The sequence below is a fragment of the Nakamurella leprariae genome (genome assembly GCF_016918035.1).
Classification (GTDB): domain Bacteria; phylum Actinomycetota; class Actinomycetes; order Mycobacteriales; family Nakamurellaceae; genus Nakamurella; species Nakamurella leprariae.
On sequence record NZ_JAERWK010000016.1, the window covers coordinates 60,228 to 86,576 of the forward strand.

25 protein-coding genes and 1 pseudogene are annotated in these 26,349 nt (G+C 73.1%); 16 read left to right on the forward strand and 10 right to left on the reverse strand.

What is annotated here, in order from left to right; all coding sequences use genetic code 11:
- The first annotated feature begins 323 nt into the window (after positions 1–323).
- From cbiE to JL106_RS12600, 4 genes are read left to right on the forward strand one after another with little or no spacing between them, the layout of a single operon-like run.
- Positions 324–1,646, forward strand: a complete 1,323-nt coding sequence (cbiE, locus tag JL106_RS12585) for a precorrin-6y C5,15-methyltransferase (decarboxylating) subunit CbiE (protein WP_328842243.1) — start codon at positions 324–326, stop codon at positions 1,644–1,646.
- The gene (locus JL106_RS12590) at positions 1,643–2,413 is read left to right on the forward strand and encodes a cobalt-precorrin-4/precorrin-4 C(11)-methyltransferase (protein ID WP_205261070.1); all 771 of its coding nucleotides are present in this window, start codon (positions 1,643–1,645) and stop codon (positions 2,411–2,413) included. The genes cbiE and JL106_RS12590 overlap by 4 nt, the downstream gene beginning before the upstream one ends.
- Positions 2,414–2,465: 52 nt before the next feature.
- Complete coding sequence (locus tag JL106_RS12595; RefSeq protein ID WP_205261071.1) at positions 2,466–3,287, forward strand: alpha/beta fold hydrolase; 822 nt, start codon at positions 2,466–2,468, stop codon at positions 3,285–3,287.
- 45 nt (positions 3,288–3,332) lie between these two features.
- A complete protein-coding gene (locus tag JL106_RS12600) occupies positions 3,333–3,596 on the forward strand; it encodes a hypothetical protein (protein ID WP_205261072.1) in 264 nt (87 codons plus the stop codon).
- A gap of 7 nt (positions 3,597–3,603) precedes the next feature.
- On the opposite strand, the gene JL106_RS12605 is transcribed toward JL106_RS12600, so the two are convergent.
- The 6 genes from JL106_RS12605 to JL106_RS12630 all read right to left on the reverse strand — a co-directional run bounded on the left by JL106_RS12605 (position 3,604) and on the right by JL106_RS12630 (position 9,984).
- The gene (locus JL106_RS12605) at positions 3,604–5,166 is read right to left on the reverse strand and encodes a precorrin-2 C(20)-methyltransferase (protein WP_205261073.1); all 1,563 of its coding nucleotides are present in this window, start codon (positions 5,164–5,166) and stop codon (positions 3,604–3,606) included.
- Positions 5,166–5,831, reverse strand: a complete 666-nt coding sequence (locus tag JL106_RS12610; RefSeq protein WP_407940160.1) for a precorrin-8X methylmutase — start codon at positions 5,829–5,831, stop codon at positions 5,166–5,168. The genes JL106_RS12605 and JL106_RS12610 overlap by 1 nt, the downstream gene beginning before the upstream one ends.
- Positions 5,832–6,047: 216 nt before the next feature.
- A complete protein-coding gene (locus tag JL106_RS12615) occupies positions 6,048–7,280 on the reverse strand; it encodes a precorrin-3B synthase (protein WP_205261075.1) in 1,233 nt (410 codons plus the stop codon).
- A gap of 144 nt (positions 7,281–7,424) precedes the next feature.
- Positions 7,425–8,258 (reverse strand): fumarylacetoacetate hydrolase family protein, encoded by an 834-nt coding sequence (locus JL106_RS12620; protein ID WP_205261076.1) that lies wholly within the window; start codon positions 8,256–8,258, stop codon positions 7,425–7,427.
- A 62-nt stretch (positions 8,259–8,320) separates the two neighbouring features.
- Positions 8,321–9,046, reverse strand: coding sequence for an SDR family NAD(P)-dependent oxidoreductase (locus JL106_RS12625; protein WP_205261077.1), 726 nt, complete (start codon positions 9,044–9,046; stop codon positions 8,321–8,323).
- A 68-nt stretch (positions 9,047–9,114) separates the two neighbouring features.
- Positions 9,115–9,984, reverse strand: coding sequence for a fumarylacetoacetate hydrolase family protein (locus tag JL106_RS12630; protein WP_205261078.1), 870 nt, complete (start codon positions 9,982–9,984; stop codon positions 9,115–9,117).
- Between the two features lie 211 nt (positions 9,985–10,195).
- Between JL106_RS12630 and JL106_RS12635 the strand changes: the two genes are divergently transcribed.
- The 8 genes from JL106_RS12635 to JL106_RS22075 all read left to right on the forward strand — a co-directional run bounded on the left by JL106_RS12635 (position 10,196) and on the right by JL106_RS22075 (position 18,543).
- Complete coding sequence (locus tag JL106_RS12635; RefSeq protein ID WP_205261079.1) at positions 10,196–11,038, forward strand: alpha/beta fold hydrolase; 843 nt, start codon at positions 10,196–10,198, stop codon at positions 11,036–11,038.
- A complete protein-coding gene (locus JL106_RS12640; RefSeq protein ID WP_205261080.1) occupies positions 11,038–11,925 on the forward strand; it encodes a LysR substrate-binding domain-containing protein in 888 nt (295 codons plus the stop codon). Before JL106_RS12635 ends, JL106_RS12640 begins: the two co-directional genes overlap by 1 nt.
- Before the next feature lie 79 nt (positions 11,926–12,004).
- On the forward strand, positions 12,005–12,865 hold the full coding sequence (locus tag JL106_RS12645; RefSeq protein ID WP_205261081.1) for an SDR family NAD(P)-dependent oxidoreductase: 861 nt from the start codon (positions 12,005–12,007) through the stop codon (positions 12,863–12,865).
- 345 nt (positions 12,866–13,210) lie between these two features.
- A complete protein-coding gene (locus JL106_RS12650) occupies positions 13,211–14,242 on the forward strand; it encodes an ABC transporter substrate-binding protein (protein ID WP_205261082.1) in 1,032 nt (343 codons plus the stop codon).
- A 50-nt stretch (positions 14,243–14,292) separates the two neighbouring features.
- The gene (locus JL106_RS12655) at positions 14,293–15,102 is read left to right on the forward strand and encodes an ABC transporter permease (RefSeq protein ID WP_205261083.1); all 810 of its coding nucleotides are present in this window, start codon (positions 14,293–14,295) and stop codon (positions 15,100–15,102) included.
- Positions 15,099–15,959 carry an ABC transporter permease gene (locus tag JL106_RS22070; protein ID WP_205261084.1) on the forward strand — a complete coding sequence of 287 codons (861 nt, stop codon included), beginning with the start codon at positions 15,099–15,101 and terminating at the stop codon, positions 15,957–15,959. The genes JL106_RS12655 and JL106_RS22070 overlap by 4 nt, the downstream gene beginning before the upstream one ends.
- An 83-nt stretch (positions 15,960–16,042) precedes the next feature.
- Positions 16,043–16,882 (forward strand): ABC transporter ATP-binding protein, encoded by an 840-nt coding sequence (locus tag JL106_RS12665; protein ID WP_205261085.1) that lies wholly within the window; start codon positions 16,043–16,045, stop codon positions 16,880–16,882.
- The gene (locus tag JL106_RS22075; protein ID WP_205261086.1) at positions 16,879–18,543 is read left to right on the forward strand and encodes a thiamine pyrophosphate-binding protein; all 1,665 of its coding nucleotides are present in this window, start codon (positions 16,879–16,881) and stop codon (positions 18,541–18,543) included. Before JL106_RS12665 ends, JL106_RS22075 begins: the two co-directional genes overlap by 4 nt.
- Before the next feature lie 97 nt (positions 18,544–18,640).
- On the opposite strand, the gene JL106_RS12675 is transcribed toward JL106_RS22075, so the two are convergent.
- Complete coding sequence (locus JL106_RS12675; protein ID WP_328842358.1) at positions 18,641–19,351, reverse strand: zinc-binding dehydrogenase; 711 nt, start codon at positions 19,349–19,351, stop codon at positions 18,641–18,643.
- Between the two features lie 32 nt (positions 19,352–19,383).
- A pseudogene (locus JL106_RS22550) lies at positions 19,384–19,626 on the reverse strand (alcohol dehydrogenase catalytic domain-containing protein); the annotation flags it as partial.
- Positions 19,627–19,871: 245 nt separating this feature from the next.
- Here JL106_RS22550 and JL106_RS12685 point away from each other — a divergent pair.
- From JL106_RS12685 to larB, 4 genes are all read left to right on the forward strand, one after another.
- Positions 19,872–21,053: an acyl-CoA dehydrogenase family protein gene (locus JL106_RS12685; RefSeq protein ID WP_205261089.1), complete on the forward strand. Its 1,182-nt coding sequence runs from the start codon at positions 19,872–19,874 to the stop codon at positions 21,051–21,053.
- 136 nt (positions 21,054–21,189) lie between these two features.
- Positions 21,190–22,257, forward strand: coding sequence for a cupin domain-containing protein (locus JL106_RS12690; protein ID WP_407940161.1), 1,068 nt, complete (start codon positions 21,190–21,192; stop codon positions 22,255–22,257).
- Entirely contained in the window at positions 22,254–23,009 is a 756-nt protein-coding gene (locus tag JL106_RS12695) for a maleylpyruvate isomerase family mycothiol-dependent enzyme (protein ID WP_205261091.1), read from the forward strand. The genes JL106_RS12690 and JL106_RS12695 overlap by 4 nt, the downstream gene beginning before the upstream one ends.
- Positions 23,010–23,098: 89 nt before the next feature.
- Positions 23,099–23,848, forward strand: coding sequence for a nickel pincer cofactor biosynthesis protein LarB (gene larB / locus JL106_RS12700; protein ID WP_205261092.1), 750 nt, complete (start codon positions 23,099–23,101; stop codon positions 23,846–23,848).
- A gap of 36 nt (positions 23,849–23,884) precedes the next feature.
- Here larB and larA read toward each other — a convergent pair whose 3' ends face one another.
- Both larA and JL106_RS12710 read right to left on the reverse strand, forming a co-directional pair.
- Positions 23,885–25,207, reverse strand: coding sequence for a nickel-dependent lactate racemase (gene larA / locus JL106_RS12705; protein WP_205261093.1), 1,323 nt, complete (start codon positions 25,205–25,207; stop codon positions 23,885–23,887).
- 27 nt (positions 25,208–25,234) lie between these two features.
- A complete protein-coding gene (locus tag JL106_RS12710) occupies positions 25,235–26,185 on the reverse strand; it encodes an ATP-dependent sacrificial sulfur transferase LarE (protein ID WP_205261094.1) in 951 nt (316 codons plus the stop codon).
- Positions 26,186–26,349: the final 164 nt, after the last annotated feature.

The following is a 26,349-nucleotide window of genomic DNA, read 5'->3' on the forward strand; positions in this document are numbered from 1 at the left end:
GGGACCGCCGCGGACCGACCGTCCCGACGGGACGGCTGGGAACGTCCTGGCTCCCGCCCGGCGCGCTCGCGGTGGTCCGTGGAGCGCGGCGGGACGGTCACAGTGGCGGGACCGCTCCGGACTCGTGCCCCGCTGCGCGGAGCACCCACCGGATTCCATCCCGGCCGTCGCCGCCGATGATTCCACAGCGGCACCGCCGGCCGGCACGCCGCGAGCGTTCGGCGCCGGTGGCGCACCTGCCTACGCTGACGCCCGTGCCGACCGATCCCACCCCTGCCGACCGTGCGATCGGCCCCGCGGTCGGACGTGCGGTCGGACGTGCGGTGGACTCAGCGACCGCCGGGTCCACCGCGCCGGTCGGCCCCGCGGCCCCCGGCCGGGTGGCCGTCGTCGGCATCGGGCTGGACGGATGGTCCGGCCTGGGTGCCGCCGCCCGGGCCGCGCTGCTCGGCGCCCAGGTGGTCATCGGATCGCCTCGCCAGTTGGTCCTGCTCGCCAACACCCCGGTCACCGCCGCCCGCCGTGAGCTGCCGCGGCCGCTGCGCGACGGACTGCCGGCCATGCTCGCCGACGTGGCCGACCGCCGGGTGGTGGTGCTGGCGTCCGGGGATCCGCTGGTGTCCGGCATCGGCACCACCCTGATCGACCTGTTCGGCGCCGGTCGGGTCCGGGTCCTGCCCGCGGTGTCCTCAGTGGCGCTGGCCCGCGCCCGACTGGGGTGGTCGGCCGAGTCGACCGAGGTGGTGACGGTGGTCGGCCGCGACCATGCCGCCGTGCTGGCTGCCGTGGCCCCCGGGCGACGCGTCCTGGTGCTCAGCTCCGACGGCCGCAGTCCCGCGGTGATCGCCGGACTGCTGCACGAGACCGGCTGGGGCGCGAGCGAGTTCACCGTGCTGGAGCACCTGGGCGGTCCGGACGAGACCTTGATCGCCGGTAGTGCCGGGACGTGGCCGGCCGAACGGCTGGTGCGGCCGTTGCACGTCCTGGCCGTGCACTGCCGGGTCGACCCCGGCGGACCCGCCGCCCCGGCCCCGGTCGGCATCGGCCCGCTGCCGCGGGTCGGGGGCCTGCCGGACGAGGCGTTCGAGCACGACGGCCAGCTCACCAAGCGGGACCTGCGGGCCAGTGCGCTGGCCCGGCTGGCCCCCCAGCCCGGTGAGCTGCTGTGGGACGTGGGCGCCGGCGCCGGATCGGTGGCCATCGAGTGGTGCCGGACGGACCCGACCTGCGCCGCGGTGGCCATCGAACGCAACACCACACGCGCCGAACGGATCACCCGCAACGCCACCCGGCTGGGGGTGCCGGCGGTGCGGGTGCTCACCGGCGTCGCCGACGACGTGCTGGCCGATCTGACCGCCGGACCGGCCACCGGCCAGGCGCCGGACGCGGTGTTCGTCGGTGGCGGGGCGACGACGCCGGGTCTGCTCGAGATGTGCTGGCGGGCACTGCGTCCGGGCGGCCGGATGGTGGTGCACGGGGTGACCCTGGAGACCGAGGAGCGACTGTTGGGCTGGTACCGGGAACGCGGCGGCGAACTGGTCCGCCTGTCCGTGGAACGGGTGCAGCCGCTCGGTGGCTTCGCCGGGTGGACGCCGTCGCGGGCGGTCGTGCAGTGGACCGGCGTCCGGTCGGTCGACGTCCGATGACGGTCCACTTCATCGGGGCCGGCCCGGGCGCGGCCGACCTGCTCACCGTCCGGGCCACCCGGCTGATCGCGGCCGCCCCCGTCTGCCTGTACGCCGGCACCTACCTGGACGACGCGGTGCTGGAGCTGTGCCCGCCCGGCGCCACCCTCCTCGACACCCAGCACCTGGACCTGGACGCCATCACCGGCCATCTCGTCGCCGCCCACTCCGCTGGGCAGGACGTCGCCCGACTCTGCTCCGGCGACCCGTCGCTCTACTCGGCGCTGGCCGAGCAGACCCGGCGACTGGACTCCGCCGGCGTGCCGTGGGACGTCACCCCGGGTGTGCCCGCGTACGCAGCCGCTGCGGCCGTGCTCGGGCAGGAACTCACCGTGCCCGAGGTGGCCCAGTCGGTGGTGCTGACCCGGACCCAGGCACGGTCCACGAAGATGCCGACCAGCGAACGACTGTCGGTGTTCGCGGCGACCCGGGCCACCTTGGTGCTGCACCTGGCCGTGACCCGGACCGCCGAACTGGCCGCGGAACTGGTCCCCTCCTACGGCGCGGACTGCCCGTGCGCGGTGGTGTACCGGGCCGGCCAACCCGCGCAGCAGGTGCTGACCGGCACGCTGGCCGACATCGGCACCCAGGTGACCGCGGCCGGGTTCCGGCAGGCCGCGGTGATCCTCGTCGGTCGCGCCCTGCGGCTGGAGCGGGCCGGTGCGGCTCCCGACGACTTCGTCGAGTCGCACCTGTACGGACCGCGGGACCGCGGGCCGCAGCACTGAACGGACCGGCCGCGCCGGGCGGTCGTCGGGGGTGATCGCTAGCGTCCTGGCCATGGACGCGACGAGGACGGACGCGACGAGCACCGACGCAGGGCAGGGCGCCGCCACGACCGGGGTCGAGGTGGTGCTGATCCCCGGTTTCTGGCTGGACGACGCCAGCTGGGCGCCGGTCACCGACGCACTGGAACGCGCCGGGCATCACCCCCACCCGGTGACGCCGCAAGGTGTGATGCGCGCCGCCGACGCGGACGACGCGGCCCGGGCGGTCAGGCTGGCCGACCAGGCCGCCGCGGTGACCGACCTGGTCGATGCGCTCACCGACTCGGGCGCTGGTCCGGTGGTGCTGGTCGGGCACAGCGGCGGCGGCGCGGTGGCGCACGCGGTGGTGGACGCCCGCCCGGACCGGATCGCCTGGGTGGTCTACGTGGACGCCGGCCCGCTCGGTGACGGCGGCGTCGTCAATGACGCGCTGCCGACGGTGGACGGGCGGGTGCCCCTCCCGGACTGGTCGTTCTTCGAGGACGCCGAGCTCGACGGGATGACCCCCGAGATCCGGTCGCGTGTGGAGGATCTCGCGCTCACCGTGCCGGCCGCGGTGGCGGCGGGACCGCAACGGCTGTCGGCCGACGAGCGCCGGTACGCCGTGCCGGTCACGGTGATCAGCTCGACCATGCCCGAGGCGGTGTTGCGGCAGTTCATGGACGGCGGACATCCGTACGTCGCGGAACTGGCCCGGATCGAGCAGGTGGAGATCGTGGAGCTGCCGACCGGGCACTGGCCGCAGTTGAGCCGGCCGGACGAGTTGGCCGACCTGGTCGTGGCCGCGGTCGACCGTGTCGGTGACGCGGACCTGCACGCGTCGTCGGGAGGCTGAGCGGGCCCGACCAGCGGCGTCAGGCCGCGTGAGAGGGTCCGGACCATGAGCGAACCTGGCCCGACGACGGTCGCGGTCGAACTGGTCGGCGGTCCGGACGACGGCCGGGTCATCGAGGTGCCGGCCGACGCCGACGGGCGCCCACCCGCACGGCTGGGTGCGGTCGGAGCGTGGGACCTCGACGTCGAGTTCGGGCCCGGAGTGCACTTCGCCGTCCCGACGCCGGTCCCCACCGCACCGCGGTACGACGTCGTGCCGTCGGGTCGGACCGACGGCGTCGCCTGGCTGGCCCGCTACCGGCCGGGCTGACCCGGACTCAGCGCTCCGGCCCGGCCGCAGCGGTCGGACCGGGAGCGGGCGTCGGCACGGTCCGTGGCGTCCACACCGCTCCGGACGGCGCCACCCGGGTTCCCCGGGCGCCGACGAGCACCAGGGTCTTCATGTCGATGACCGACGGGTCCAGCGCGCCGAGCGTGGTGACGGTGACCGACTCCTCGGCCCGGCCCACGTCGCGGCCGAGCACCACCACGGTGTCGTCACTGCGTTCCTCGCGGAGCACGTCGACGGTCCGGGTGATCTGCTCGGTGCGGGACCGGGAGGCCGGGTTGTAGACGGCCAGCACCAGGTCGGCCTGGGCGATCGCGCGGAGCCGCCGCTCGATGACGCTCCACGGCTTGAGCCGGTCGGACAGCGACAGCACGGCGAAGTCACCGCCGAGCGGTGCCCCGGCCGCCGCCGCGACAGCCTGCGCCGCGGTGATGCCGGGCACGACCCGGACCGGGACGTCGGTGAACCGCTCGTCCAGTTCCGCGGCCTCGTGCACCGCGGTGGCCATGCCGAACACCCCGGCGTCGCCGCCGGAGACCACGGCCACCGACTCGCCGGCCAGGGCCAGCTCCAGGGCGACGGTCGCTCGCTGCACCTCGACGGTGTTTCCGGACGAGTGCCGATGCTGACCGGGCCGGACCGGGACCCGGTCGACGTACGGGGCGTACCCGACCACGTGCCGGACCCCGGCGAGCGCGCTCGCCGCCTCGGGTGTCAGCCATCGGTCCGGGCCCGGGCCGAGGCCGACGACCAGCAGTTCGGCGGGGCCACCGCCGGCCGCCGGTCGCGACACCGGGGCAGGTCCCAGCGGGGTCGCGCGCCCGGCCGCGTCCTGCCGCCGGTCCGCGCCCGGCACCAGCACGATCGAGAAGTACGGCACCGCAGCCGGATCCACCTCGGTGACCGGCATGGTGCGCTGGCCCGCGGTGGACGCACGCTCGACGTAGCGGGCGTCGTCCAGCCGTCCGGCCTGGCGCAGCGCCTCGACCACGGCGGGGAAGGTGCGCCCCAGCTTCATGATCGCCGCGCCCTGGGTGTCGGCCAGCCGGCGGGCCAGCTCCTCGGTCGGCAGCGTCCCGGGCAGCACGGTCAGCACGTCCTCGTGCCGGACCAGCGGCAGGCCCGCCGCCGCGGCGGCCGCCGACACCGAGGTCACGCCGGGGACGACCTCGGCCGGGAAGCGCGGCGACAGCCGGTCGTGCAGATACATGTACGAGCCGTAGAACAACGGGTCGCCCTCGCACAGCACGACCACCGTCCGCCCCGCGTCGAGGTGCACGGCCAGCCTGGCGGCGCACTCGTCGTAGAAGTCGGCGATGGCGCCGTGGTAGCCCTCCGGGTGGTCGGTCGTGCCGGTGGTCACCGGGTAGACCAGCGGCTCCTCGAGGACGCCGGGTGGCAGCAGGTCGACGGCGATGGTGCGGGCGATCGAGCGGCCGTGAGTCCCGGAGAAGTACGCCACCACGTCGGCCTGCTCCACCAGCCGGACCGCCTTGCGGGTGATCAGGTCCGGGTCGCCCGGGCCGAGCCCGACGCCGAACAGCCGGCCCATCACTCCTGCTCCCGGGCCAGGGCGTTGATCGCCGACGCGGCCATGGCCGAGCCGCCCCGGCGCCCGCGCACGGTGAGGAACGGCACGTCCCCGGGGAACTCGGCCAGCGCGGCCTTGGACTCGGCAGCGCCGATGAAACCGACCGGCACCCCGACGATCGCGGCCGGGCGCGGCCCACCGTCTGCGATCAGCTCGAGCAGATGGAACAGCGCGGTGGGCGCGTTGCCGATGGCGACCACGGCGTCCTCCAGTTCCGCACCCCACAACGACACCGCCGCCGCGGACCGGGTGGTGCCCCACCGGTGCGCCAGCGCAGGCACCCGCTCGTCCCGGAGCAGGCAGTGCACCGGGTTGTCGGCGGGCAGCCGGGCCCGGGTCACCCCGGACGCGACCATGTGCGCGTCGGTGAAGATCGGCGCGCCGGCTCGCAGCGCGGTCCGGGCCGCGGACACCAGCTGAGGGTGCACCACCAGGTCGCGCACCAGATCGGTCTGCCCGCAGGCGTGCACCATCCGGACCGCGATCACCCGGGCGTCCTCGGGCACCGCCGACAGGTCGGTCTCGGACCGGATGGTGGCGAACGACGCGCGGTAGATGGCCGCGCCGTCGGTCTCGTACTCGTAGCGGCGGGTGGGTGCGACCGGGCGTGACGGGCCGTCGGTCACCGGAGGCGCGGCCGGTGTCTCGGCGCGCGGCTCGGTGCGGTCGATCACGCTGGGTCTCCTCGCTGTCCTGCCCGCTGTCCTGCCCGGGGTGGTGCTCGATGCCGTGCGGTACCGGTCCGGCCGGTTCCGGATCCTGTCATCCCCGGGGCGCGGATCCCGCATCCACGGCGAAGGGCAGCCGCCGGCCCGGATCCGACCGGACGACGACGCTGCCCGTCACCGAGCGGTCGGCCGACCGTCGAGCACAGTCCGCTCCCAGCCGCCGCCGATGATGGCCAGCCACTGCACGTGCGGTCCGGCCGGCGCGCCGCAGCGGCGGCCGCACCCGACCACGTGCACCGGCAATCCGTCCTGGTCACCGCCCGGAGACCGGCCTGCCACGGCCAGCGCTCGCGCCCGGTCGACGGTGGAAGCGAGGGCGTTCGCGCAGCCGGGTGCGCCGGTGCACGCGGTCAACGACGACCACGGCCAGTCGCCGTCGACGCCGAGGCCGACCGCCGACAGGGTCCGCACCGCCTCGTCGGCCCGGTCGGCGGGCAGATCGGGCACCACCACCGACCGCCACGGCGTGACGATCAGCTCGCCGGACCCGGTCGCCGCGGCGGCGGCCAGGGCGGCGACCTGCCCGGCGGTGAGCAGTCCCAGCGGCGCGCCCACGACCAGCGAGCGCCCGCCCCCGGCGCGATCCCCGTCGTGCAGCCCGAGCGCCGGCGGGCCGCCGGGCGCACCGGTCCACAGCTGCCGCACCGGCTCGGGAGCGGAACCCTGGTCGTCGAAGAGCTCGGCTCCCCCGCCCGGCAACTCGCGGACCTGCCAGCGCCCGTCCCGCACCGCGACGAACCGGCGCGCCGCGGCGACCAGGTCGGCCACGGCCGAGGCGAGTGCCCGTTCCGGCCCGACCCACCGTCCGCCGAGCACCATCCGCACCCGGTCCGGCGCGACCGACCGCACCGCGAAGTCGGCGCGCGGACCGGCCACGTCGCCGCGTCCGTCGTCCAGCGCGAACAACACCCGACCCGGCAGGGCGCCGAGATCGTCGTCGTCACAGAGCGCGTCGTCGAGCGCCCGGGCGAGGCCGCGCAGGTCGGCCAGACCACCCATCCGACCGGTCAGCGGCGAGGTGACGATGTTGCGGACCCGCTCGTGCCGGTCGGAGGGCAACAGGCCGAGGTCGGTGACCGCGGCGACCAGGTCGTCGGGGACCCCGGCCCGTGCGGCGGCATCACCGGGGTGGGACCCGTCGCGAGACCGCAGACCCCGCAGTTGCACGTTGCCCCGACCGGTCAGCTGCAGCCGACCGTCGGCGAACCGGCCGGCCAGCTCGGACAGTGTCGCCAGCACCGACGCGGGGGCGGCGCCCCCGGGGATGCGCACCCGGACCAGCGCCCCGTCGACTGCGGTGTGCGCCCGCAGCACGCCGGGGCACCGGTCGTCCGCCGGGCGCGGCACCGGCGCACCCGAGGTGACCGGCGCCGGAGCCGACACGGGACCCGACGCCGGGGCTCCGGTCGCGGGAACCGGTGTGGTCGGGATGGGCGCAGGCACCCGGCCATGATGCCGGTCCGCGCCACGCACGCGGGCTGGGTGATCGGCTCAGCCGGTCGGCGCCTCCGCGCGGACGGTGTTGGTGATGGCGCCGACGCCCTCGATCGTCACGGTCACCACGTCACCGTCGTGCAGGGCCAGCTGCGGCTCCCGCCGGTAGCCGACCCCACCGGGGGTGCCGGTGAGGATGACGTCCCCGGGCAGCAGCCGGGTGAACTCGGAGATGACCGACACCAGGTGGGCCACCGGGAAGACGAAGTGCGCCAGGTCGGAATCCTGCTCGACGGCGCCGTTCACCGTGGTGGTGATGCGGCCCGAGGTGGCCGAGGCCTCGTCCAGGGTGACGACGTCCGGGCCGAGCGGGGTGGTGTCGTCCCACGCCTTGCCCTGCAGCCACTGGTGGGTGCGGTACTGGTAGTCCCGCAGCGTGATGTCGTTGGCCACGCTGAGTCCGAGCACGTGGTCCAGCGCGGCGGACTCCGGGATGCGCCGTCCGGCCTCGCCGATGACGACGGCCAGCTCGCCCTCCCAGTCCAGGAATCCGGCCTCGGGCGGCAGCACCACGTCGTCGTCCGGACCCAGCAGACTGCCCGGGAACTTGGTGAACAGCACCGGGTAGTCGGAGTCCTTGCGGCCCGACTCGTCGATGTGCGCCTTGTAGTTCAGCCCGACGCAGATGATCTTCTGGGCGCCCGTCACGGCCGGGCGCAGCGTCACCGCGGCGACGTCCACAGCCTGGTCCTCCAGCCGGGTGGCGGCGGCCAGCCGGCTGGTCGTGGTCGACGGCCCGAGGTCGGTGACGCCGTCGAGCGGGACCAGCCGGTCCCCGCGTCGCTCGCCGACCCGATCGACGCCGTCGTGCCGGTAACTGGTGTAACGCATGAGGTCCTTCCAGGACGTGGTCCGATCGGACCGGGAGACAGGAGGAAGACGGTGCAACGCGCTCAGATGACGGCGGAGTAGCCACCGTCGACCACGATCGAGGCACCGTTGACGTAGCTGGACAGGTCGCTGGCCAGCCAGACGATCGTGTCCGCGATCTCGTGCGGACGGCCCTTGCGGCCGAGCGGGATGCGGATCGGCGATCCACCGCCCATCTCCACCCGGAGCATCTCGGTGTCGACCTGGCCGGGATGCACCACGTTGGCCCGGATGCCGTGGGGGGCGACCGCATCGGCCAGCGCGTAGGTGAACGCCCGCACCGCACCCTTGGACGCCGAGTACGTCGAGGCGTGCGCGAACCCACGCATCCCGCCCACGGACGAGACGTTGATGATCGAGCCGTGCTTGCCGGTACGGATCATCGACCGCGCCGCCGCCTGCGACCCGAGGAACGTGCCCTCGAAGTTCACGCTCATCACCCGGCGCAGTCGCTCCAGGTCGATCTCGAGCAGGTCGACCCGGTCGCTGATGCCGGCCACGTTGGCCAGCGTGTCCATGCCACCGAACTCGTCGGCCGCGGCCACCACGGCGTCGAACGCCGCCGGGTCCCGCACGTCGGTCGGCACGAAGCGGGCCGTGGCACCGGCTTGCTCGACCAGTTCGGTGGTGGGCGCGCCACCCTCGCGCGCGGTCAACGACGGCGCGGCGACGATCACGGCCGCGGCCCCCTCCTCCGCCGCCCGCACTGCCGTGGCCCGACCGATACCGCTGTTCGCACCGGTGATCACGACGATCTGCCCGTCCAGCAACTGATGTCGACGAACACCAGACGAACGACCGTTCGTTCGTGCGGTGGTCATGCCACCGCGGTGGTCATGGTGCCGATGCCGGAGATGGTGGTCACCAGCGTCTCCCCCGCGTTGATCGGACCGACCCCCGGAGGCGCGCCGGTGAAGATCAGATCGCCCGGGTGCAGCGTCATGATCGACGAGGCGTAGGAGACGATCCGGGCGACCGGGGTGATGAGGTCCGTGGTGTTCACCGACTGCCGGACCTGACCGTCCACGGTCAGCGTGATGTCGAGATCGTTGCCGTCGAAGTCGTCGTCCCGGATCCGGATCCACGGCCCCAGTGGGCTGAAGGTGTCGTAGCTCTTGCGCCGGGAGCGGTCCGCGGGGCTCCGCACCGTGATGTCGAGCCCGGCGGTGAAGCCGAACACCGCACCCAGCGCCTCGGACTCGGGGATGTCCTTGCCCCCGGCGCCGACGACGATGACCAGCTCGGACTCGTGGTGGATCTCCTGACCGGCCGAGACCACCTCGGCCGGCAGCACGATCGGCCCCGCCGGCGCGGTGAGCGAGGACGGCGACTTCAGGAAGACGTCGAACTCCATCATCCAGGAGTGCACGGTGCCCAGGGTGCGCTCCTGCACGTCGTGCATCTCCTGCACGTGCGCGCGGTAGTTGCTGGCCGCGGCCAGCACCTTGCTCGGCGCCAGAGCCGGTGCGTCCAAACGCACCTGGTCCACCGGGATGCGGGTGCCCTCCGCCGCGAGACCCGCGACCCGCTCACGCAGGTCGGCCCAGTCGCGGCACAGCGCGCGCCACCACCCGGCCGTGAGCGGATCACGGTCCGAGGTGTCCACCACCTCGGAGACGTCCACGATCGAGTGGTCGTCGTCGACGACGACACCCAAGCGGTTGCCGTCGAACAGGGCGAGTTTCATTGCGCTCCCTCACGCCTCGTCGAGCCATCGGCGGGGGCGCCGACGGCGTCGATGCCGATGCGAGCACGCTAGCGACGGGGCACACCGGAACTCCAAGCCCGAAAAGGACGCCGGTGATACCGTCAAGGAATCACATCCCGGCATCGCTGCATTGGTGCGGCGATCGTCGGCGCGCCTACGGTGGTGTCGTCCAGGCCTGCGAAGGAGCACCGTGCCGCCCACCACCACTGAGTTCGTCGCGCTGCCCCACGGCGCCGTCCGGGTCGTCGAGGCGGGCTCCGGCCCGGTCGTGGTCTACCTGCACGGCGTCGGCGACCAGGGTGAGCTGCTGCCCGCGCTGGCATCGCTGGCCGCCGACCACCGGGTGCTGCGCCCCGATCATCCCGGGTTCGTCGAGAGCGACGACGCGGCAGTCAATTCCGTGCGCGAGCTGGCGTCGCTGCAGCTCGCGGTGCTCGACCGGCTCGTCGTGCAGGAGTTCGATCTCATCGGCTGCTCACTGGGCGGCTGGGTCGCCGTCGAGCTGGCGCTGCTGGCCGGTGACCGGGTGCGCTCCCTGACCCTCATCGATGCCGCCGGCCTCGCCGGGGACGGCAGCGCCCCGGACATCTTCGCGACCGACCCGGCCACGATGCTGCGGCTGACCGTGCACGACGAGCAGCGGCGCGAGGCGGCCCGGACGGCACCGCCGGACGCGGTGGTGAGTCGGCGACTGCAGCGCAGCCGGGAGACGGCCCGCCGCATCGCCGCCGATCCGTACATGCACGACCCGTCGCTGCCGGATCGCGCTCGGGTGATCTCCGTACCGGTGCAGGTGTTCTGGGGCGCCCAGGACGGCGTCATCCCGGTGAGCTACGCGACGGCCTGGTCAGCGGTGTTCCCGACGGCCGACGTCCAGATCATCGACCGAGCCGGGCATCTCCCGCACGTGGAGCGTCCCGAGGAGTTCCTGAGCCGGTCCTTCCTCGATGGTCGGAGCCCGGTCTCGCTCCCTGATGGTCGGAGCCCGGTCTCGACCGACTCCTCCGTCCTCACCCAGTCCGGGCCGGCCTGATGGAGCTCCGACACCTCCGCTACTTCGTCGCCGTCGCCGAAGCGCTGCACTTCCGCAAGGCGGCGGAGAACCTGCACATGGTGCAGCCGGCGCTCAGCAAGCAGATCCGGGCCCTGGAGGCCGAACTCGGGTTGCAGTTGCTGGAGCGCGACCGCCGTCACGTCAGCCTCACCGAGGCCGGTAAGACGTTCCTGGAGGAGGCGCACGCGGTCCTGGCCCGCGCCGATGGGGCCAAGGCCCGCGCCGTGGCGGTGAGCAGGGGCGAGGTCGGCGCGCTCACCATCGGCTTCATCCAGCCGGCGTTGGCCGACCTGCTGCCACGCGCCCTGCGCCGGTACCGGCGCGAGTACCCGGACGTGCGCGTCCGTCTCACCGAGCTGACCAACCGGCAGGGCGCCGACCAGGCGGCCAGCCGCACCGTGCACTGCGCGTTCGTGCGGTTGCCGGTCGACCTCGGCGACGACCTGGCCGCGACCGTGGTCTCCCAGCAGGACGTCGCCGTGGTGCTGCCCGAGGGACACCCGCTCGCCGAGCGCGACAGCGTCGACATCCGCGACCTGGCCGAGGAGGACCTCGTGCTGGTGGACCGGCGGGTCGAGCCGCAACTGCACGACTACTACGTGACCATGTGCCAGGAGGCCGGGTTCAGCCCGCACGTCGCGCACGAGGTGAACTCGACCTGGGTGGCGATCGGGCTGGTGGCCAGCGGCCTGGGCGTCTGTTTCGCCCCCACCTCGGCCAAGCTGGCCCCGCAGGGCGGCGTCGCGTACCGGCCGCTCACCGGGGCGGCCCCGCGCCTGCGCATCGGGCTGGTCTGGAACGACACCGCCAAACCCGCTGTGCTCAGCAACTTCCTGGCCATGCGCCCGTGGGAGAGCCGGGCCTGACCTGCTCGCCCGGACCGTTCCTCCGCGCACCTTCCCACCCTGCAGTCCCCGTTCCTGCGATCCCGCAAGGAGTTGATCCATGACCGGCCCGTCATCCCCGTCGGTGCTGTTCGACGTCCGCAACAAGGGCGCCGTCGTCACCGGCGCCGCGAGCGGCCTCGGCTTCGCCATCGCCCGGGTGCTGGCCCGCAACGGCGCCCGGGTGCTGCTCGTCGACGCCGTCGCCGAGACCCTGGACGACGCGACGGCCGAGCTGGCCGGCGAGGGCCTGGCCGTACGGTCCCGGCTGGCCGACGTCCGCGACCGCGCGGTGATCACCCAGGTGATGACCGAGGCGGCCGAGTGGGACGGTGGTCTCGACATCCTGTTCGCCAACGCCGGGATCTCCTCGGGACTCGGGCGACGGTTCGGCAACCTGGTCGAGGACGTCGACGACCAGCGGTGGCGGGACGTGCTCGAGGTCAACCTGACCGGCACGCTGACCACGGTGCGCGCCGGCGCGGCCCGGATGAACGACGGCGGCCGCATCATCGTGACCTCGTCGGTGGCCGGTCTGGCTCCGGATCCGCTGGTCGGCTACGCCTACTCGAGCTCCAAGGCCGCGGTCACCCTGTTCGCGCAGAACGTCGCGGCCGAACTGGCCCCGCGCGGGATCAACGTCAACGTGCTGGCGCCCGGCTCGTTCCTGACGCCCATCGGCGCCAGGAACCCGGACAACGGGGCGATGCTGGCCGCGCTGACCGCCGCCACCGCGTCCGGACGGATGGCCGATCCGGCCGAGATCGAGGGGACGGCGCTGCTTCTCGCCTCTCCGGCGGCCAGCCACATCACCGGCGCGGTCTTCGTGGTGGACGGCGGGGTGCTGGTCGCCCGGCACGCCCCCGCCCCGGCCGCGCCGGCAGCAGCACAGCCGGAAGCGACCCCAACGGCTATCACGTAATAGCTTTCCGGCCACTCCGGGGCATCACTGCACCGCTAGCCTGGTGCACGCCCCCGGATGCGAGATCCGTCTCACAGACGCCGGGGCGGCGCCCGGCTCCACCCCGGTCCCGCCGCCGCAGTTCCCCAGTGCCACGACGCCGTACCACTCCCGAGAGCTGCAGGACCCGGACCGCCGAACCATCGGCGGGCCCGGTATCGACCAGGCCGTCCCGATCGGAGCCACTCCGTTCGAGCCTGCCGGGCAGCGTCCGTCCCGGACCCGCGCCAGGTCGCGATCGCCCCACCCGGACAGTTCGTCCTGGTGACCACGCACAGAACCGACATCAGACGAAGGGGTTTGATGATGTCATCGAAGAAGTCACTGCTGGCCGGAGCCTTCCTGGCCGCCGGCACCCTGCTGCTCTCCGCCTGTGGCGGGTCGGACGGGGGCAGTGCGGCATCGTCCGGCAGCTCGGCCGGCGACTCGGGCTCCGGTGAGCTGACCCAGATCACCCTGGCCACCAACCCCTCCGCGCAGTCCGCCCCGCTGTTCCTGGGCATCCAGGACGGCATCTATGCCAAGCACGGTCTGGAGGTCGAGGTCGTCCCGCAGACGGACGTCGCCGCGATCATCTCCGGGGTGGCCAGCGGTCAGTACGACTTCGGCTTCGCCACCGTCGTGCACGTGATCAACGCCAACCTCAACGACATCCCGATCCGCGCGGTCGGCACCGTCGAGGGCCAGCAGAAGCCGGCGGAGGATCCCGAGGAGGGCAACGCCCTGGTGGCCGGCCCGGACTCGGGCATCACCTCGGCCGCCGACCTGGGCGGCAAGACGCTCGGCGTCATCGGCCTGTCGTCGCTGAACACCCTGGCCGCCTGGGACATGGCCGCCAACGCCGGTGTCGACCCGACCTCGATCAACCTCATCCAGCTGCCGTTCGGCCAGATGCCGGCCGCGCTGGCCGCGGGCGACATCGACGCCGCCGTCGTCCAGGCCCCGTTCATCGCCGAGGCCGTCACCAGCGGCGCCACCATCATCGGCAAGCCCAACGTCGAGACGTTCCCGGACATGGCCGTCGGTCTGTACACGACCAGCCAGAGCTACATCGACGGCAACGAGGCGATCGTCAAGGCGTTCGCCGAGGCCACCGTCGAGGCGCAGGAGTACGCCACGGCCAACGTCGACAAGGCCAAGGCCACGCTGGTCGAGAACCTGGGTATCACCGAGGAGGCCGCGCAGGCCGCCAAGTGGAACACCGGCAGCAACCCCTACGTGAACGTCGAGGGCTTCGCCACCGCGCAGGAGCTGCTGATGAAGTACGCCGGCCAGACCGACGAGCTGGACGTCAACGAGCTCGTGTGGCCGGGTGCCCTCGAGGGCGGCGACCAGTAACAGCCGACAGCCGTCCACGTCTCGGACGTCACTGATCGAAGAGGATCACGATGAACGCAACCCGCCGGTCACTTCGGTGGCTCGCGCCGGCCGCCGCGGTCGTGGTCGCCCTGCTGCTCTGGCAGCTGGCGACCGCCGGTGGCCTGTTCACCCGGGACCAGTTCCCGACCATGACCGACACGGTCCGGGCCCTGGGCGATGCCATCGGCACCGAGGCCTACTGGGACTCGGTCCTGTCCACCCTGCAGGCCTGGTTCCTGGGCCTGGTGATCGCGTCGGTGCTGGCCGTCGTCATCGGATCGGCGCTGGCGTTCAACGACTTCGCCTACCGCAGCGCGGCCAGCGTCATCGAGATCTTCAAGGCGATCCCGGCGATCGCCATCCTGCCGTTGGTCATCCTGGTGCTCGGCTCGACGCTGGAGATGAAGGTCTTCCTCATCGCCTTCGGCGTCTTCTGGCCGCTGGTCATCCAGGTCATCTACGGCGTGCGGTCGATGGACCCGACGGTGCTGGACACCGCGAAGGCGCTGGGGGTCGGGGGTCTGCGGCGGTTCTTCGTCGTCACGATCCCCAGCGCCTCGCCCTACCTGGCCACCGGGATGCGGATCGCCTCGGCCTCCGCGCTCATCCTGGCCGTGGTCTCCGAGCTCGTCGGCGGCGCCGCCGGCATCGGCCGCAACATCCTGCGAGCCCAGAACGGTGGCGTGTCGGCGTACCCGGTCATGTACGCCTACATCCTGACCGCCGGCCTGCTCGGCATCATCCTCACCGGCGCCTTCTTCCTGTTCGAGCGCAAGGTCATGCACTGGCACGAATCGCAGCGGAACATCCGCGCGAACGAGCAGGGAGCCCGCAAGTGACGCAGACACTGCCGACCGTCGACGCCGAGGCAGCCGCCGCCCTGATCGCCCCCACCACCCCGCCGGGCCGACGTCGCCGCAGCGGCGGCGGCACCGCCAAGCGCGTGCTGGTCGCCGTCTGGCTGCCGATCGTGCTGCTCGCTCTGTGGTGGGTGCTCTCGGCCTCCAGCACCTCGCCGTTCTTCCCACCGCTGAGCAAGATCCTCGGTGAGTGGTGGGACCAGTGGATCGTCGGCGACGCCAAGGGCCAGCTGGTCTCCAGCCTGCGCAACCTGGTGTTCGGCTACCTGGCCGGCTCGTTGATCGGCGCCACCTTCGGCACCCTGCTGTGGCGGTTCGCCGCCGCCCGCCGGGTGACCAACCCGATCATCTACTTCCTCTACGTGCTGCCGGCACCCGCGCTGCTGCCGGCGATGATCGCGCTGTTCGGCATCGGTGAGATGCGGCAGATCGCGCTCATCTCCTTCGGCGCGATCTGGCCGACGCTGCTGAACACCCTGGACGGCATGCGCGGCATCGACCAGGTCAAGTTCGACGCGGCCAAGGCGATGCGGCTGAGCCCGACCCGCACGCTGTTCTCGCTGGTGCTGCCGGCCGCCGCTCCCCAGATGGCGGCGGGTCTGCGGGCGAGCCTGCAGGTGTCGATCATCCTGATGGTGGTCACCGAGATGGTCGCCGCGCGGGAGGGCATCGGCTACTTCATCCTGCAGGCCCAGACCGTGTTCGCGGTGACCAAGATGTGGACCGGGATCCTCACGCTGGTGATCATCGGCATGGTCGCCAACTTCCTGTTCGTGGCGATCGAGCGACGCGCGTTGGCCTGGTACCACCGCTCCCGCGCGCCGGGGAACTCGTGAACACCAGCGACCTCACCGATCCCCGCCCGGGCAGCACCGCCCCGCACTCCCAGAACCCGCCTACTGAGCCGGAGAACGCAGCGATGACGAACGCGACCGTGACCTCCGCGTCGGCCGGGCCGTCGACCGGGCGGACGCTCCCGGCCGGCACCCCGGTGCTGGACGTCGAGCACCTGCGCAAGATCTACAACGAGGGCAAGCCGCACGCCAAGATGGCGATCGACGACGTCAGTTTCTCGGTCGACAAGGGCGAGTTCGTCTGCATCGTCGGGCCGTCCGGCGCCGGGAAGACGACGCTGCTGCGCTGTATCTCGGGCCTGGCCCAGGCCAGCTCAGGCCGGCTCGCGTTCGAGGGCACCCCACTGACCAGCGTCCCCGACCAGCTCGGCCTGGTGTTCCAGGACTACGGGCGCTCGCTGTACCACTGGTTCACCAACGCCAAGAACGTCGGGCTGCCGCTGGCCGCCCGGGGCGTCCCGAAGGCGGAGCGGGCCCGGCGGGTCAGCGAGGTGCTGGCCGAGGTCGGCCTGCCGCACGTCGAGCAGCAGTACCCGTGGGAGCTCTCGGGCGGCATGCAGCAGCGGGTGGCCATCGCCCGCGCGCTGTCCTACCACCCGGACCTGCTGCTGATGGACGAACCGTTCGCCTCGGTCGACGCCCAGACCCGCTTCGACCTGGAGGATCTCATCCTCAAGGTTCGCCGCGACCTGGGCATCACCGTCGTGCTGGTCACCCACGACATCGACGAGGCCATCTACCTGTCGGACCGCATCGTGGTGCTGTCCGGGTCGCCGTCCAAGGTCCGCGAGGTCGTCGACGTGCCGCTCGGCCAGGACCGCGACCAGGTCGCCACCCGGGCCAGCGACGAGTTCCTGGAGTTGCGCCGGCACCTGCTGGACCTCGTCATGCCGCACGGCGCGTGACCGCCACCAGCAGCGCGGCCCGGACGACCGCCACCGCGCGGACCTGCACCGAGGAGCTCGCCGACGTCCTCGTCGAGCTCGGCTGCGAGCACCTGTTCACCCTGATGGGCGCCGGGAATCTCTGGCTCATCCATCATCTGGACATCCGGCACGGCGTCCCGGTGCACCACCTGCGGCACGAGAACGGCGCCGTCGGAGCGGCCGACGGGTACGCCCGGGCGACCGGCCGGCTCGGCTGGTGCACCGTCACCCAGGGCCCCGGCTTCACCAACACGATCACCGCGCTGCTGACCGCCGACCGGGGTCGGGTGCCGATGGTCCTGCTGGTGAGCGACACGTCCAACCTGGATCCCGAACGATTCCCCTTCGCCGGCGGTGTCCAGGCGCTGGCCCCCGAACTGCTGCTGGCGCCCATCGGCATCGCGACGGTCCGGGCCACCGGCTCCGATGCGGCGCAGCAGCTGCGGGAGGCGGCCGCCCGCGCGGTCGCCGAGTCCCGTCCCATCGTGTTCGTGATGCCGGCCGGGCTGGATCGGCTGCCGGCCGGTCCCGCGGCACCGCCGGAACCAGCGGCGACGGTCCCGGCGGTGCCGGTCCCGGCCGACGAGGTCAACGCGGCGGCCGACGCCATCGACGCCGCCGAGCACGTGGTGCTGCTGGCCGGTCTCGGGGCGGTGGCGGCCGGAGCCGGCGGCGTCGACGGGCCGGTGGCCCGCCTGGCCGAGCTGCTCGGCGCCCGGGTCACCACCACGGTGCCGGCGGCGGGCATCCTGGGCGGGCATCCCGCCGCGGCGGGTCCGTTCGGTGGCTTCTCCATCGGTGCGACCGAGCGCCTGGTGCAGGAGGCCGACTGCATCGTCGCGATCGGGGCCTCGCTGAACCTGTTCCAGACGCGCAAGGGCGAGTTCACCCGGGGCCGGACCGTCGTGCGGATCGACACCGATCCCGCGCCGGCCCGGTCGGCCGCACGCACGGTGTCGATCACCGGTGACGCCCGCGTCGCCACCGAGGCACTGGTCGCCGAGTTCGAGCGGCGCGGCCGGACACCGGTCCTGCTGCCGCCGCTGCCGCCGGAGCCGGTCGTCGGTGACGTGTCCACGCCCGGGCGGATCGATCCGCGGGCGCTGGCGGTGGAACTCGACCGGGTGCTGCCCGCCGATCGGCGGATCTTCGTCGACAACGGGCACTTCGGGGCGTTCCCGATGCTCTGGCTCCAGCACCGGGCCCCGCGGTCGCTGATCTGGATGCCCGACTTCGGCGCCGTGGGCAGTTCGCTCGCGGCCTCCTACGCCGGGGCGGTGGCCGACCCGCACACGCAGAGCGTGCTGTTCATCGGCGACTGCGGGCTGTACCTGACCCTGGGCGATCTGGAGACGGCGGTACGGGAACGCACGCCGCTGGTCGTCGTCTGCATGAATGACGGCGCCGCGGGATCCGAACTTGCCCACATGAAGGACTGGGGCGTCCCGCCGGACCAGGCCGTCTTCGGGTACGCCGATCTGGCCGCGCTGGGGGCCGGGATGGGAGCCCAGGCCGCCGCCATCCACGGGGTCGAGGACCTGGCTCCGGCGCTGGCCGGCTGGCGCCGCGAGGACGGCCCCCTGCTGTTGGACTGCCACATCTCCCGGGAGGTGCGCAGTCCGATCTACGACCACGTCTGACCCGCACACCGGGCGTCGGAGGTGATCAGCACGCCGGCGCGGCCCGCTCACGAGGCGGCCGCGCCGGCGTCGTCGTCCCGGGACCCGGGCCGGCCGGTCAGTGGGCCAGGAACGTCTTGCCCACGAAGTCGTCGGTGCGCTCGGCCAGACCCTGGAACACCGCACCGCCGTGCTCGACCGGGATCGTCCGGGACACCGCGGGCGCCCGCACCGAACCATCGGCCAGCCAGCCCAGCGCGACGGCGAAGTCGTCCGGGGTGAACGTGTTCGCCCCGACCAGGGCGATCTCCCGGCGCACCACGTCGAACCAGCTGATCGAGCCCTCGTCGGCCCCGAGCCCCACCGCCACCACCGTGCCACCGTGCCGGGTGTGCGCGACGGCCGCCCGCCGGGTGGCGGGTACCCCGACCACGTCGAAGGAGGTGTCGAAGGCGTGCACCGGCAGGTCGTCCACCGTGGTGGCGACGGCCGTGGCCCCGGCGGCCAGCGCGGCGTCCAGCCGCGGCCGGGCCAGATCGACCACGGTGATGGACGACACCCCCTCGCGCACCAACACGGTCAGCACGGCGAGGCCGATCGACCCGGCCCCGATGAGCAGACACTCCCCCAGCGCCCCGAACCGCTTGGCCTGTTCCACATCGTGCCGGGCCTGCGCCAGCGGCTCCGCGGAAGCGGCGGCTTCCCAGGACATCTGATCGGGGATCGGGTGCACGTGATCGGCCGGAACGACGACCAGCTCGCCGAAGCCGCCGGGCCGGTGCACACCGATGATCTCGATCGCCGAGCAGGAGGACGGCCGGCCGCGCACGCTGCACAACGCCCGCAGCTGAGCACCGGATTGACGCTGACCCGGGTGCCGACCGGCAGCCGGGGATCATCGGAATGCTCGACGGTGCCGCCGAACTCATGGCCACGGACGGCTCCCGGGCGTGAGATGCCCATGAGTCCCTTGTGTGCCGTCACGTCGGATCCGCAGATGCCGACCAGGCCGACCCGGACCAGGATCTCGCTCCCGCCGGCCGAAGGTGCCGGGATCTGCTGCATCTCGTGCGAGTACGGTCCCTGCCAGACCAGCGCCTTCATGCCCGCCTCCGGTGGTCGATGTCAGTGGTCGATGATGAGCCGGCACGAGGATCTGGATGTGCGCGGCAGTGCGTCCCTGCTGTCTACGCGGCCGGATGCACCGCCGCCAAGACGGGTCCGATGCCCGATCGGCCTCACCAGTGCTCCGATGCCTATCACCGGTCCCTGTCGTGGCGGGAATCCGCCCACTAGCGTCGATCCCACTGCCGTCGCCATCGAAGTCGTCACGGAATTGGAGTCTGACCATGACCGAGCTCGCCGAACGGCCGCTCACCGTCGAGAACGCGGGGCCGACCGCCGACGAGCTGCTGGCGACGCTGTCCGGCCTCACCGACCTCGTGAGCTCCCACGGAGCGCAGAACGACCTCGAGGGCCGCATCGCCGAGCCGGTGATGGACGCCCTGTTCGCCGCGGGGGCCATCGGGGTGCTGGCCCCGCGCGCCCTGGGCGGCAGCGAGTTGCGCCCCCGTCAGCTCATGGACGTCTACCGCACGCTGTCGGAGGCCGATCCGTCCACCGGCTGGGTCACCATGGCCCTGAACCTGTCCACCGGTCTGGCCGGCGCCTTCTTCGAGCGCGACGCCGCCGAGGAACTGTTCGCCACGCCCCGCCTGGGCATCGCCGGGCAGGGCACCCGGGCCGGTCGCGCCGAACCCGTCGACGGCGGGTACCTGGTCAGCGGCGAGTGGTCGTTCGCGTCCGGCATCAAGCACGCCACCCACCTGCACACCGCGGCGGTGGACACGGCCACCGGCATCACCCGGTTCTTCATCATCCCGGTGGACCAGGTCGAGTTCACCGACAACTGGAACGTGCTGGGACTGCGCGGCACCGGCAGCATCGACTACCGGCTGGACGGCCTGTTCGTCCGCAAGGACTTCAGCTACCCGTCGCTGAGCACCGAGCCGGTGACCGGCGGCTCCCTCTACCGCATCGGCATCGGCAACTTCGCCAGCATCAACCACGGCGCGTGGGCGCTGGGCATCGGGCGGCGGCTGCTGGACGAGTTGGCCGCCCTGGTGCGGGCCAAGGCAAGCCGGCCCAACTCGAACGCCGACAATCCAGCCTTCCACGAGCAGTTCGCCGACGCCGAGCTCAAGCTGCGGTCCGCGCACGCGCTGCTGTACGACGTCTGGGAGGAGATCGAGGCCTCGATGGACGCCGGCGATCGCATGTCCGTCCGGCTGGAGACGCTCAACCGTGCGGCGCTGTGCAACGCGACGTGGCGGCTGGACGAGATCGCCGGGTTCGTCTTCCGCAGCGGCGGCAGCGACGCGCTGCGCGCGGGCACGCTGCAGCGGTTGTACCGGGACGTCCACGGTGGGACCCAGCACATCTCGTCGTCACCGATCATCCTGCAGTCGGCCGGCCGGCAGCTCGCCGGATTGGCCGAGGGCCAGAAGTGGGTGCACTTCAAGCTCGTCTGACCCAGGCCGTCCCGCACACCAGCCGAAGACCACCGACCGACCCACACCCAGGGGAGCTCCGATGACGCAGCACGACACGGTGTCCAGCCCGTCCGACCACCCGCACGAGAACCCGCTCGAGGACGTCCACAACGTGATGGCGCCCGAGCAGACCGAGGCGCTCGAGCAGCTGTACACCGACTTCGCCGCCCAGCACCTCAGCCCGCTGTGGACCCAGCTCGGCGAGGTGATGACGGACGTGCCCCGCTCCAAGGCGATCCCGTTCGTGTGGCGGTGGAACGACCTGCTGCCGTTGGCTGCTCGCTCGGGTGACCTGGTGCCGGTGGGTCGCGGCGGGGAGCGACGAGCCATCGCGCTGGCCAACCCGGGACTGAAGGGCCGCCCGTACGCCACGCCCACCATCTGGGCGGCAATCCAGTACCTCGGGCCGCGGGAGACCGCGCCCGAGCACCGGCACAGCCAGAACGCGTTCCGCTTCGTCGTCGAGGGCGAAGGCGTCTGGACCGTGGTGAACGGTGATCCGGTGGCGATGCGCCGCGGCGACTTCCTGCTCACCCCGGGCTGGAACTTCCACGGGCACCACAACGAGACCGACCACCCCATGGCCTGGATCGACGGGTTGGACGTGCCGCTGGCCGAGCACCTGGACGTCGGCTTCTTCGAGTTCGGCACCGAGCGGGTCACCGACTACTCGACGCCGGACGTCTCCCGCGCGGAGCGACTCTGGGCCAATCCGGGGCTGCGGCCGCTGTCCGGACTGGACAGCCAGGTCAACTCCCCCATCCACGCCTACCGGTGGGAGTACACCGACCGCGCCCTCACCGCACAGCTGGAGTTGGAGGCCGAGGGCTTCCCGGCCACCGTCGAGCAGGGCCACGCCGGCATCCGGTACAGCAACCCGACCAACGGCGGCGACGTCATGTCCACGCTGCGGGCCGAGTTCCACCGGCTGCGGGAGGGCACGCAGACGGCCAGCCGGCGTGAGGTCGGATCGTCGGTGTGGCAGGTGTTCGACGGCCGCGGCGAGATCGTGGTGGCCGACCAGGTGTGGCAGGTCGACCGCGGGGATCTGGTCGTCGTGCCGTCGTGGGAACCGTGGGAACTGCGGGCCGAGACCCAGCTCGACCTGTTCCGGTTCAGCGACGCCCCGGTGATCGAGCGGCTGGCCTTCGACCGCACGTTCGTGGCCGGACGGGAGCGGTGAGCGTCCGCACCGACCGCGCGACCGATCCGGGGGTGTTGGCCGACCTGGCCGACGCCCGGCTCGGGCAGGCCTCGTTCAGCCGGGCGCTCAACGAGGTGCGCAACGACCGACTGGCCACGCCGTCCGCGCTGCCCGGCTGGTCCCGCGCGCACGTCATCGCGCACGTCGGCTACAACGCCCGCGGGATCAACCGGCTGGTCGACTGGGCCGGGACCGGCATCGAGACGCCGATGTATCCGGACCCCGCCGCCCGGGCCGCCGAGATCGCGTTGGGGGCGACCCTGTCGGGCCGGGCACTCCGGCACCTGTCCGACCACGCCGCCATCGCCCTGGACGTCGCGTGGCGGGACCTGCCCGCCGACCGATGGACCCATCCGGTCCGCACCGCGTTGGGCCGGATCGTGCCGGTTTCGGAGACGGTGTGGATGCGCACCCGCGAGACGTGGCTGCACGCAGTCGATCTGGACACCGGCGCCCGTCTCGTCGACATCCCGGCCCGGGTCGCGTCCAGGCTGCTGACCGACGTGCTGACCACCTGGTCGAGCCGCGACGCCGACGGCCGCGAGGTGCGGTTCGTCCTCGAGGCCACGGACAGCGGCGAGATCTTCGCCGCGGCCGACGCGGCGGCCTCCGGACGCGCGGTCACGCTTCGCGGCCGTCGGGCGGACCTGCTCGGCTGGGCCACCGGCCGCCCGGCCGGCCCGGTGCTGCGGGACGGCGATCCCGCCCCGGCCGCGCCCCGCTGGATCTGACCGGTCCTCGGCTCCCGTCCCGCCTCCGGGACGGGAGCCGATGTCGTAGCGTGGAGCCGGTCTGCCGCCCCGACGGAGGTCTGCCTGTCGTGCCCGATGCCCCGTCCCCGCCTCCTGCCGAACCACCCGCAGCACCGGAGCTCGTCTCCACCAGGTCGGCCGAGTCGGTCGAGCCCGGGTTCGCCGTGCTGGACGCCGACCGGCTGGCCCGCACCGGCGATCCCGAAGTCGTCTTCGGCGCGGGCAAGACGCCTGCGCAGACCGTGACCCTGCTGCGTCGGCTGCACGAACTGCACCCGCAGCGGGCCGTGCTGGCCACCCGGTGCGGCACCGACACCACCACGCTCGCGGCCCGGGAGCTGTCCGGGGCGGCGATCGACGAGGTGGGCGGCACGATCGCCGTGGGTCCACTGCCGACGCCGCGCGGCAGGGTGGCCGTCGTCGTGGCCGGCACGTCCGACCTCCCGGTGGCCCGGGAGTGCGTGACCACCGTCGAGGTGTACGGCGCCATGGCCGATCTCATCGTCGATGTCGGCGTGGCCGGACTGCACCGGCTGCTCGCCCGCCGGGAACGCATCGAGCAGGCCGACGCCGTCGTCGTCATCGCCGGGATGGACGGGGCCCTGCCGAGTGTCGTCGGCGGGCTCGTGCGGGTGCCCGTCGTCGCCGTGCCGACCAGCGTCGGCTACGGGGCCGCCTTCGGTGGGGTGGCCGCGCTGCTGACCATGCTGAACGCCTGCGCCCCCGGCGTCAGTGTGGTCAACATCGACAACGGGTACGGCGGCGCGGTCGTGGCCGCCCGCATCGCCCGGCAGACGGCCCCGCTGACTGCCCGCTGACGGCCCGCTGACTGTCCCGCCCGGGCGGTCCGGCGGTCAGCCCGTCACGTACGGAATGGTCTGCGGTCCCTCGGGCAACACGCACACCCGCGCGTCCGGCCCCGCGTCGTCCAGCGCCCGGCCCACCCAGTCAGCGATGTCGGGCACCGGCTCGAGGTGCGCCGAGCGCAGGTCGTCGTCACCCAGGAACGCCGAGTGCACCCCGACCCGGGCGTGCACCTGCACCTTGGCCTGCATCTGCACCTGCCACTGGTCGGGGATGGTCTCGGACCGGGCCTCGATCTCGGCCAGCAGGGCGGCCGGGGACGGCGCCGAGGACAGCACCTCGCGGTAGGAGCCGTGGTCGGGGAAGCCGTCCCGGCACTCCGCGGCGCAGACGATGGCGCCGCCCGGCCGGGTCACGGTGGCGGCCGCCGACATGCCCTTGACTGCCTGGTACAGGTTCTGGTCCAGGGGGAACCCGGAGTTGGTCGTCACCGTGACGTCGAACGGGGCCTCGACCGGGCGCATGCTCAGTTCCCGGGAGCGCTCCCGGGCCTGCTCGTGCATGGGCAGCAGGTCGCCGCCGAATGCGGCGATGACCTGCTTGCCCCGGTTCAGCAGCACGTCGAGCGAGTAGTCGACGCCGGTGGCGGCGGCGATGGCCCGCACGTCGTCGTGCACCGGGTTGCCGACGCACACGCCCCAGCGGGCGTCCGGGTGGCCGATGCGGCGGGCGTCGTGCAGGGTCAGCACCGTCTCCAGCGCGGCCAGCCCCGGGGCGACCAGCTTGGGTCCGCCCGAGAACCCCGCGAAGAAGTGCGGTTCCACGAAACCGGTGGTGATCCGGATGTCGGCCGCAGCCCACTCGGCGTTCAGCCACACCGGGACGCCGTCGCCGTGCTCGCCCATCCAGGTCAGGGTGGACGGGTCCCGCGCGTCGTGGTTCACCACCCGCACGGCGTCCAGCACCTCGGCGGGCAGCATCGCCCGCAGTTCGGCCTCGGTGTTGCCGCGGTGCGTCCCGGTGGCCACCAGGACGACCACGTCGTCCAGATCGACCAGCCCGTCGAACTCCTCGAGCAGCGCGGGGATCATCAGGTCGCGCGGTTGCGGCCGGGTCGCGTCGCACATGGAGATGGCCACGGTGGGCCGACCACCGCGGGCCCGCAGCCGTTCCCGGAGCGGCGGACCGGCCACCGGCTCGCGCAGGGCCCGGCGCAGCTCCGCCATCGGGTCGGGCGCACCCTCCACGAAGACCGGTTCCACCACCGTGGTGCGGTCGGCCGGCAGCTCGACGACGAGACCGTCGTCGCCGTAGGCGAGTTCGACGGAGCGGGTGTGTGGCATCAGGCGGTCGTCCTTCTCATCCAACGTCATCCGGGGTCCAGCCGTCAGGACGGCGCTTCAGTCCCGCACCAGCGGTCGGGGATCGATCTCGACGGTCGCGTACCCGGCGTCCCGGACGGCGTCCAGCACCGCGGTGTGCAGCCCGGGGTCGATCAGCGCCGCGTGTCCGGCCGGGGCCAGCTCGACCCGGGCGGTCCCGCCGAGGTGTCGCACCCGCAGCTCCCGCAGACCCAGTCGGTGCAGGGCCGCCTCAGCCCGTTCCACCTGGGCGAGCCGCCCCAGGGTGACCGGGATCCGGGTGCCCAGCCGGCTGGCCAGGCAGGGCGAGGACGGCTTGTCCCACACCGGCAGGCCGAGCGCCCGGGCCGTGCCGCGGACCTGCTGCTTGCCCATCCCGGCGTCGGCCAGCGGGGAACGGACGCCGTGCTCCGCCGCGGCTCGACGGCCGGGCCGGTCAGCGCGCACGACGTCGTCGGCGGTGTCGCCGTTGACCAGCAGGTCGATGCCCTCCCGGGCCAGCGCCTCGGACATCGCCTCCGACATCGCCTCCGACTTCGCTCCGACGAGCACCTCGGAGACCACCGTGGTGTACAGCTCGTGCTTGCAGAAGTAGCAGCGGTCGCCGTCGTTGGCCACGTACGCGGGGTCCTGCAGTTCCCGGGTGGTCACTTCGAGCAGCCGCACGCCCAGCGCGGCCGCGGTGTCGTGGGCCGAGACCCGCTCCGTGGACGCCAGACTCGCGCTGACGCCGAGCACTGCGACGACCCGGTCGGCGCCCAGCGCCCGGACGGCCAGCGCCACGGTCACCGACGAGTCCACGCCTCCGGAGAACGCCACCGCCACGGACCGGGCCGGGTGCAGCGCCGCGGCGAACCGCTGAGCGGCCGCCTCGAGCTCGGGGGACAGCGGAGCGGCCAGGTCGAGCGCGCCGTCCGGGATGCGGTCCGGGACGCGGTCCGGGGAGGTGGTGCCGGCGCCGATGCGGGGCTGCGCAGTCCAGCTGGTCATGGCGCCTCCCTGTCGGTCGCCCGCGGTGGACGCACCGTCGGGTCGCCTGCAGTCTCCCCCGAACGCCGCGCCGCTCCGACCGTCGTGGTGATGCCCATCCGGGTCCGGGTGATGCCGAACGGGCACGACCGGAGCGACGGCCGGGCGTGGTGCCGGGCGGGCGT

What these genes read in the sequence shown, in the direction of transcription:
- JL106_RS12590 (WP_205261070.1), top strand. Translation starts at nt 1,643, where the DNA reads ATGACGGTCCACTTCATCGGGGCCGGCCCGGGCGCGGCCGACCTGCTC.
- JL106_RS12595 (WP_205261071.1), top strand. Translation starts at nt 2,466, where the DNA reads ATGGACGCGACGAGGACGGACGCGACGAGCACCGACGCAGGGCAGGGC.
- JL106_RS12600 (WP_205261072.1), top strand. Translation starts at nt 3,333, where the DNA reads ATGAGCGAACCTGGCCCGACGACGGTCGCGGTCGAACTGGTCGGCGGT.
- JL106_RS12605 (WP_205261073.1), bottom strand. Translation starts at nt 5,166, where the DNA reads ATGGGCCGGCTGTTCGGCGTCGGGCTCGGCCCGGGCGACCCGGACCTG.
- JL106_RS12620 (WP_205261076.1), bottom strand. Translation starts at nt 8,258, where the DNA reads ATGCGTTACACCAGTTACCGGCACGACGGCGTCGATCGGGTCGGCGAG.
- JL106_RS12630 (WP_205261078.1), bottom strand. Translation starts at nt 9,984, where the DNA reads ATGAAACTCGCCCTGTTCGACGGCAACCGCTTGGGTGTCGTCGTCGAC.
- JL106_RS12640 (WP_205261080.1), top strand. Translation starts at nt 11,038, where the DNA reads ATGGAGCTCCGACACCTCCGCTACTTCGTCGCCGTCGCCGAAGCGCTG.
- JL106_RS12645 (WP_205261081.1), top strand. Translation starts at nt 12,005, where the DNA reads ATGACCGGCCCGTCATCCCCGTCGGTGCTGTTCGACGTCCGCAACAAG.
- JL106_RS12650 (WP_205261082.1), top strand. Translation starts at nt 13,211, where the DNA reads ATGTCATCGAAGAAGTCACTGCTGGCCGGAGCCTTCCTGGCCGCCGGC.
- JL106_RS12655 (WP_205261083.1), top strand. Translation starts at nt 14,293, where the DNA reads ATGAACGCAACCCGCCGGTCACTTCGGTGGCTCGCGCCGGCCGCCGCG.
- JL106_RS12665 (WP_205261085.1), top strand. Translation starts at nt 16,043, where the DNA reads ATGACGAACGCGACCGTGACCTCCGCGTCGGCCGGGCCGTCGACCGGG.
- JL106_RS12685 (WP_205261089.1), top strand. Translation starts at nt 19,872, where the DNA reads ATGACCGAGCTCGCCGAACGGCCGCTCACCGTCGAGAACGCGGGGCCG.
- JL106_RS12690 (WP_407940161.1), top strand. Translation starts at nt 21,190, where the DNA reads ATGGCGCCCGAGCAGACCGAGGCGCTCGAGCAGCTGTACACCGACTTC.
- larA (WP_205261093.1), bottom strand. Translation starts at nt 25,207, where the DNA reads ATGACGTTGGATGAGAAGGACGACCGCCTGATGCCACACACCCGCTCC.
- JL106_RS12710 (WP_205261094.1), bottom strand. Translation starts at nt 26,185, where the DNA reads ATGACCAGCTGGACTGCGCAGCCCCGCATCGGCGCCGGCACCACCTCC.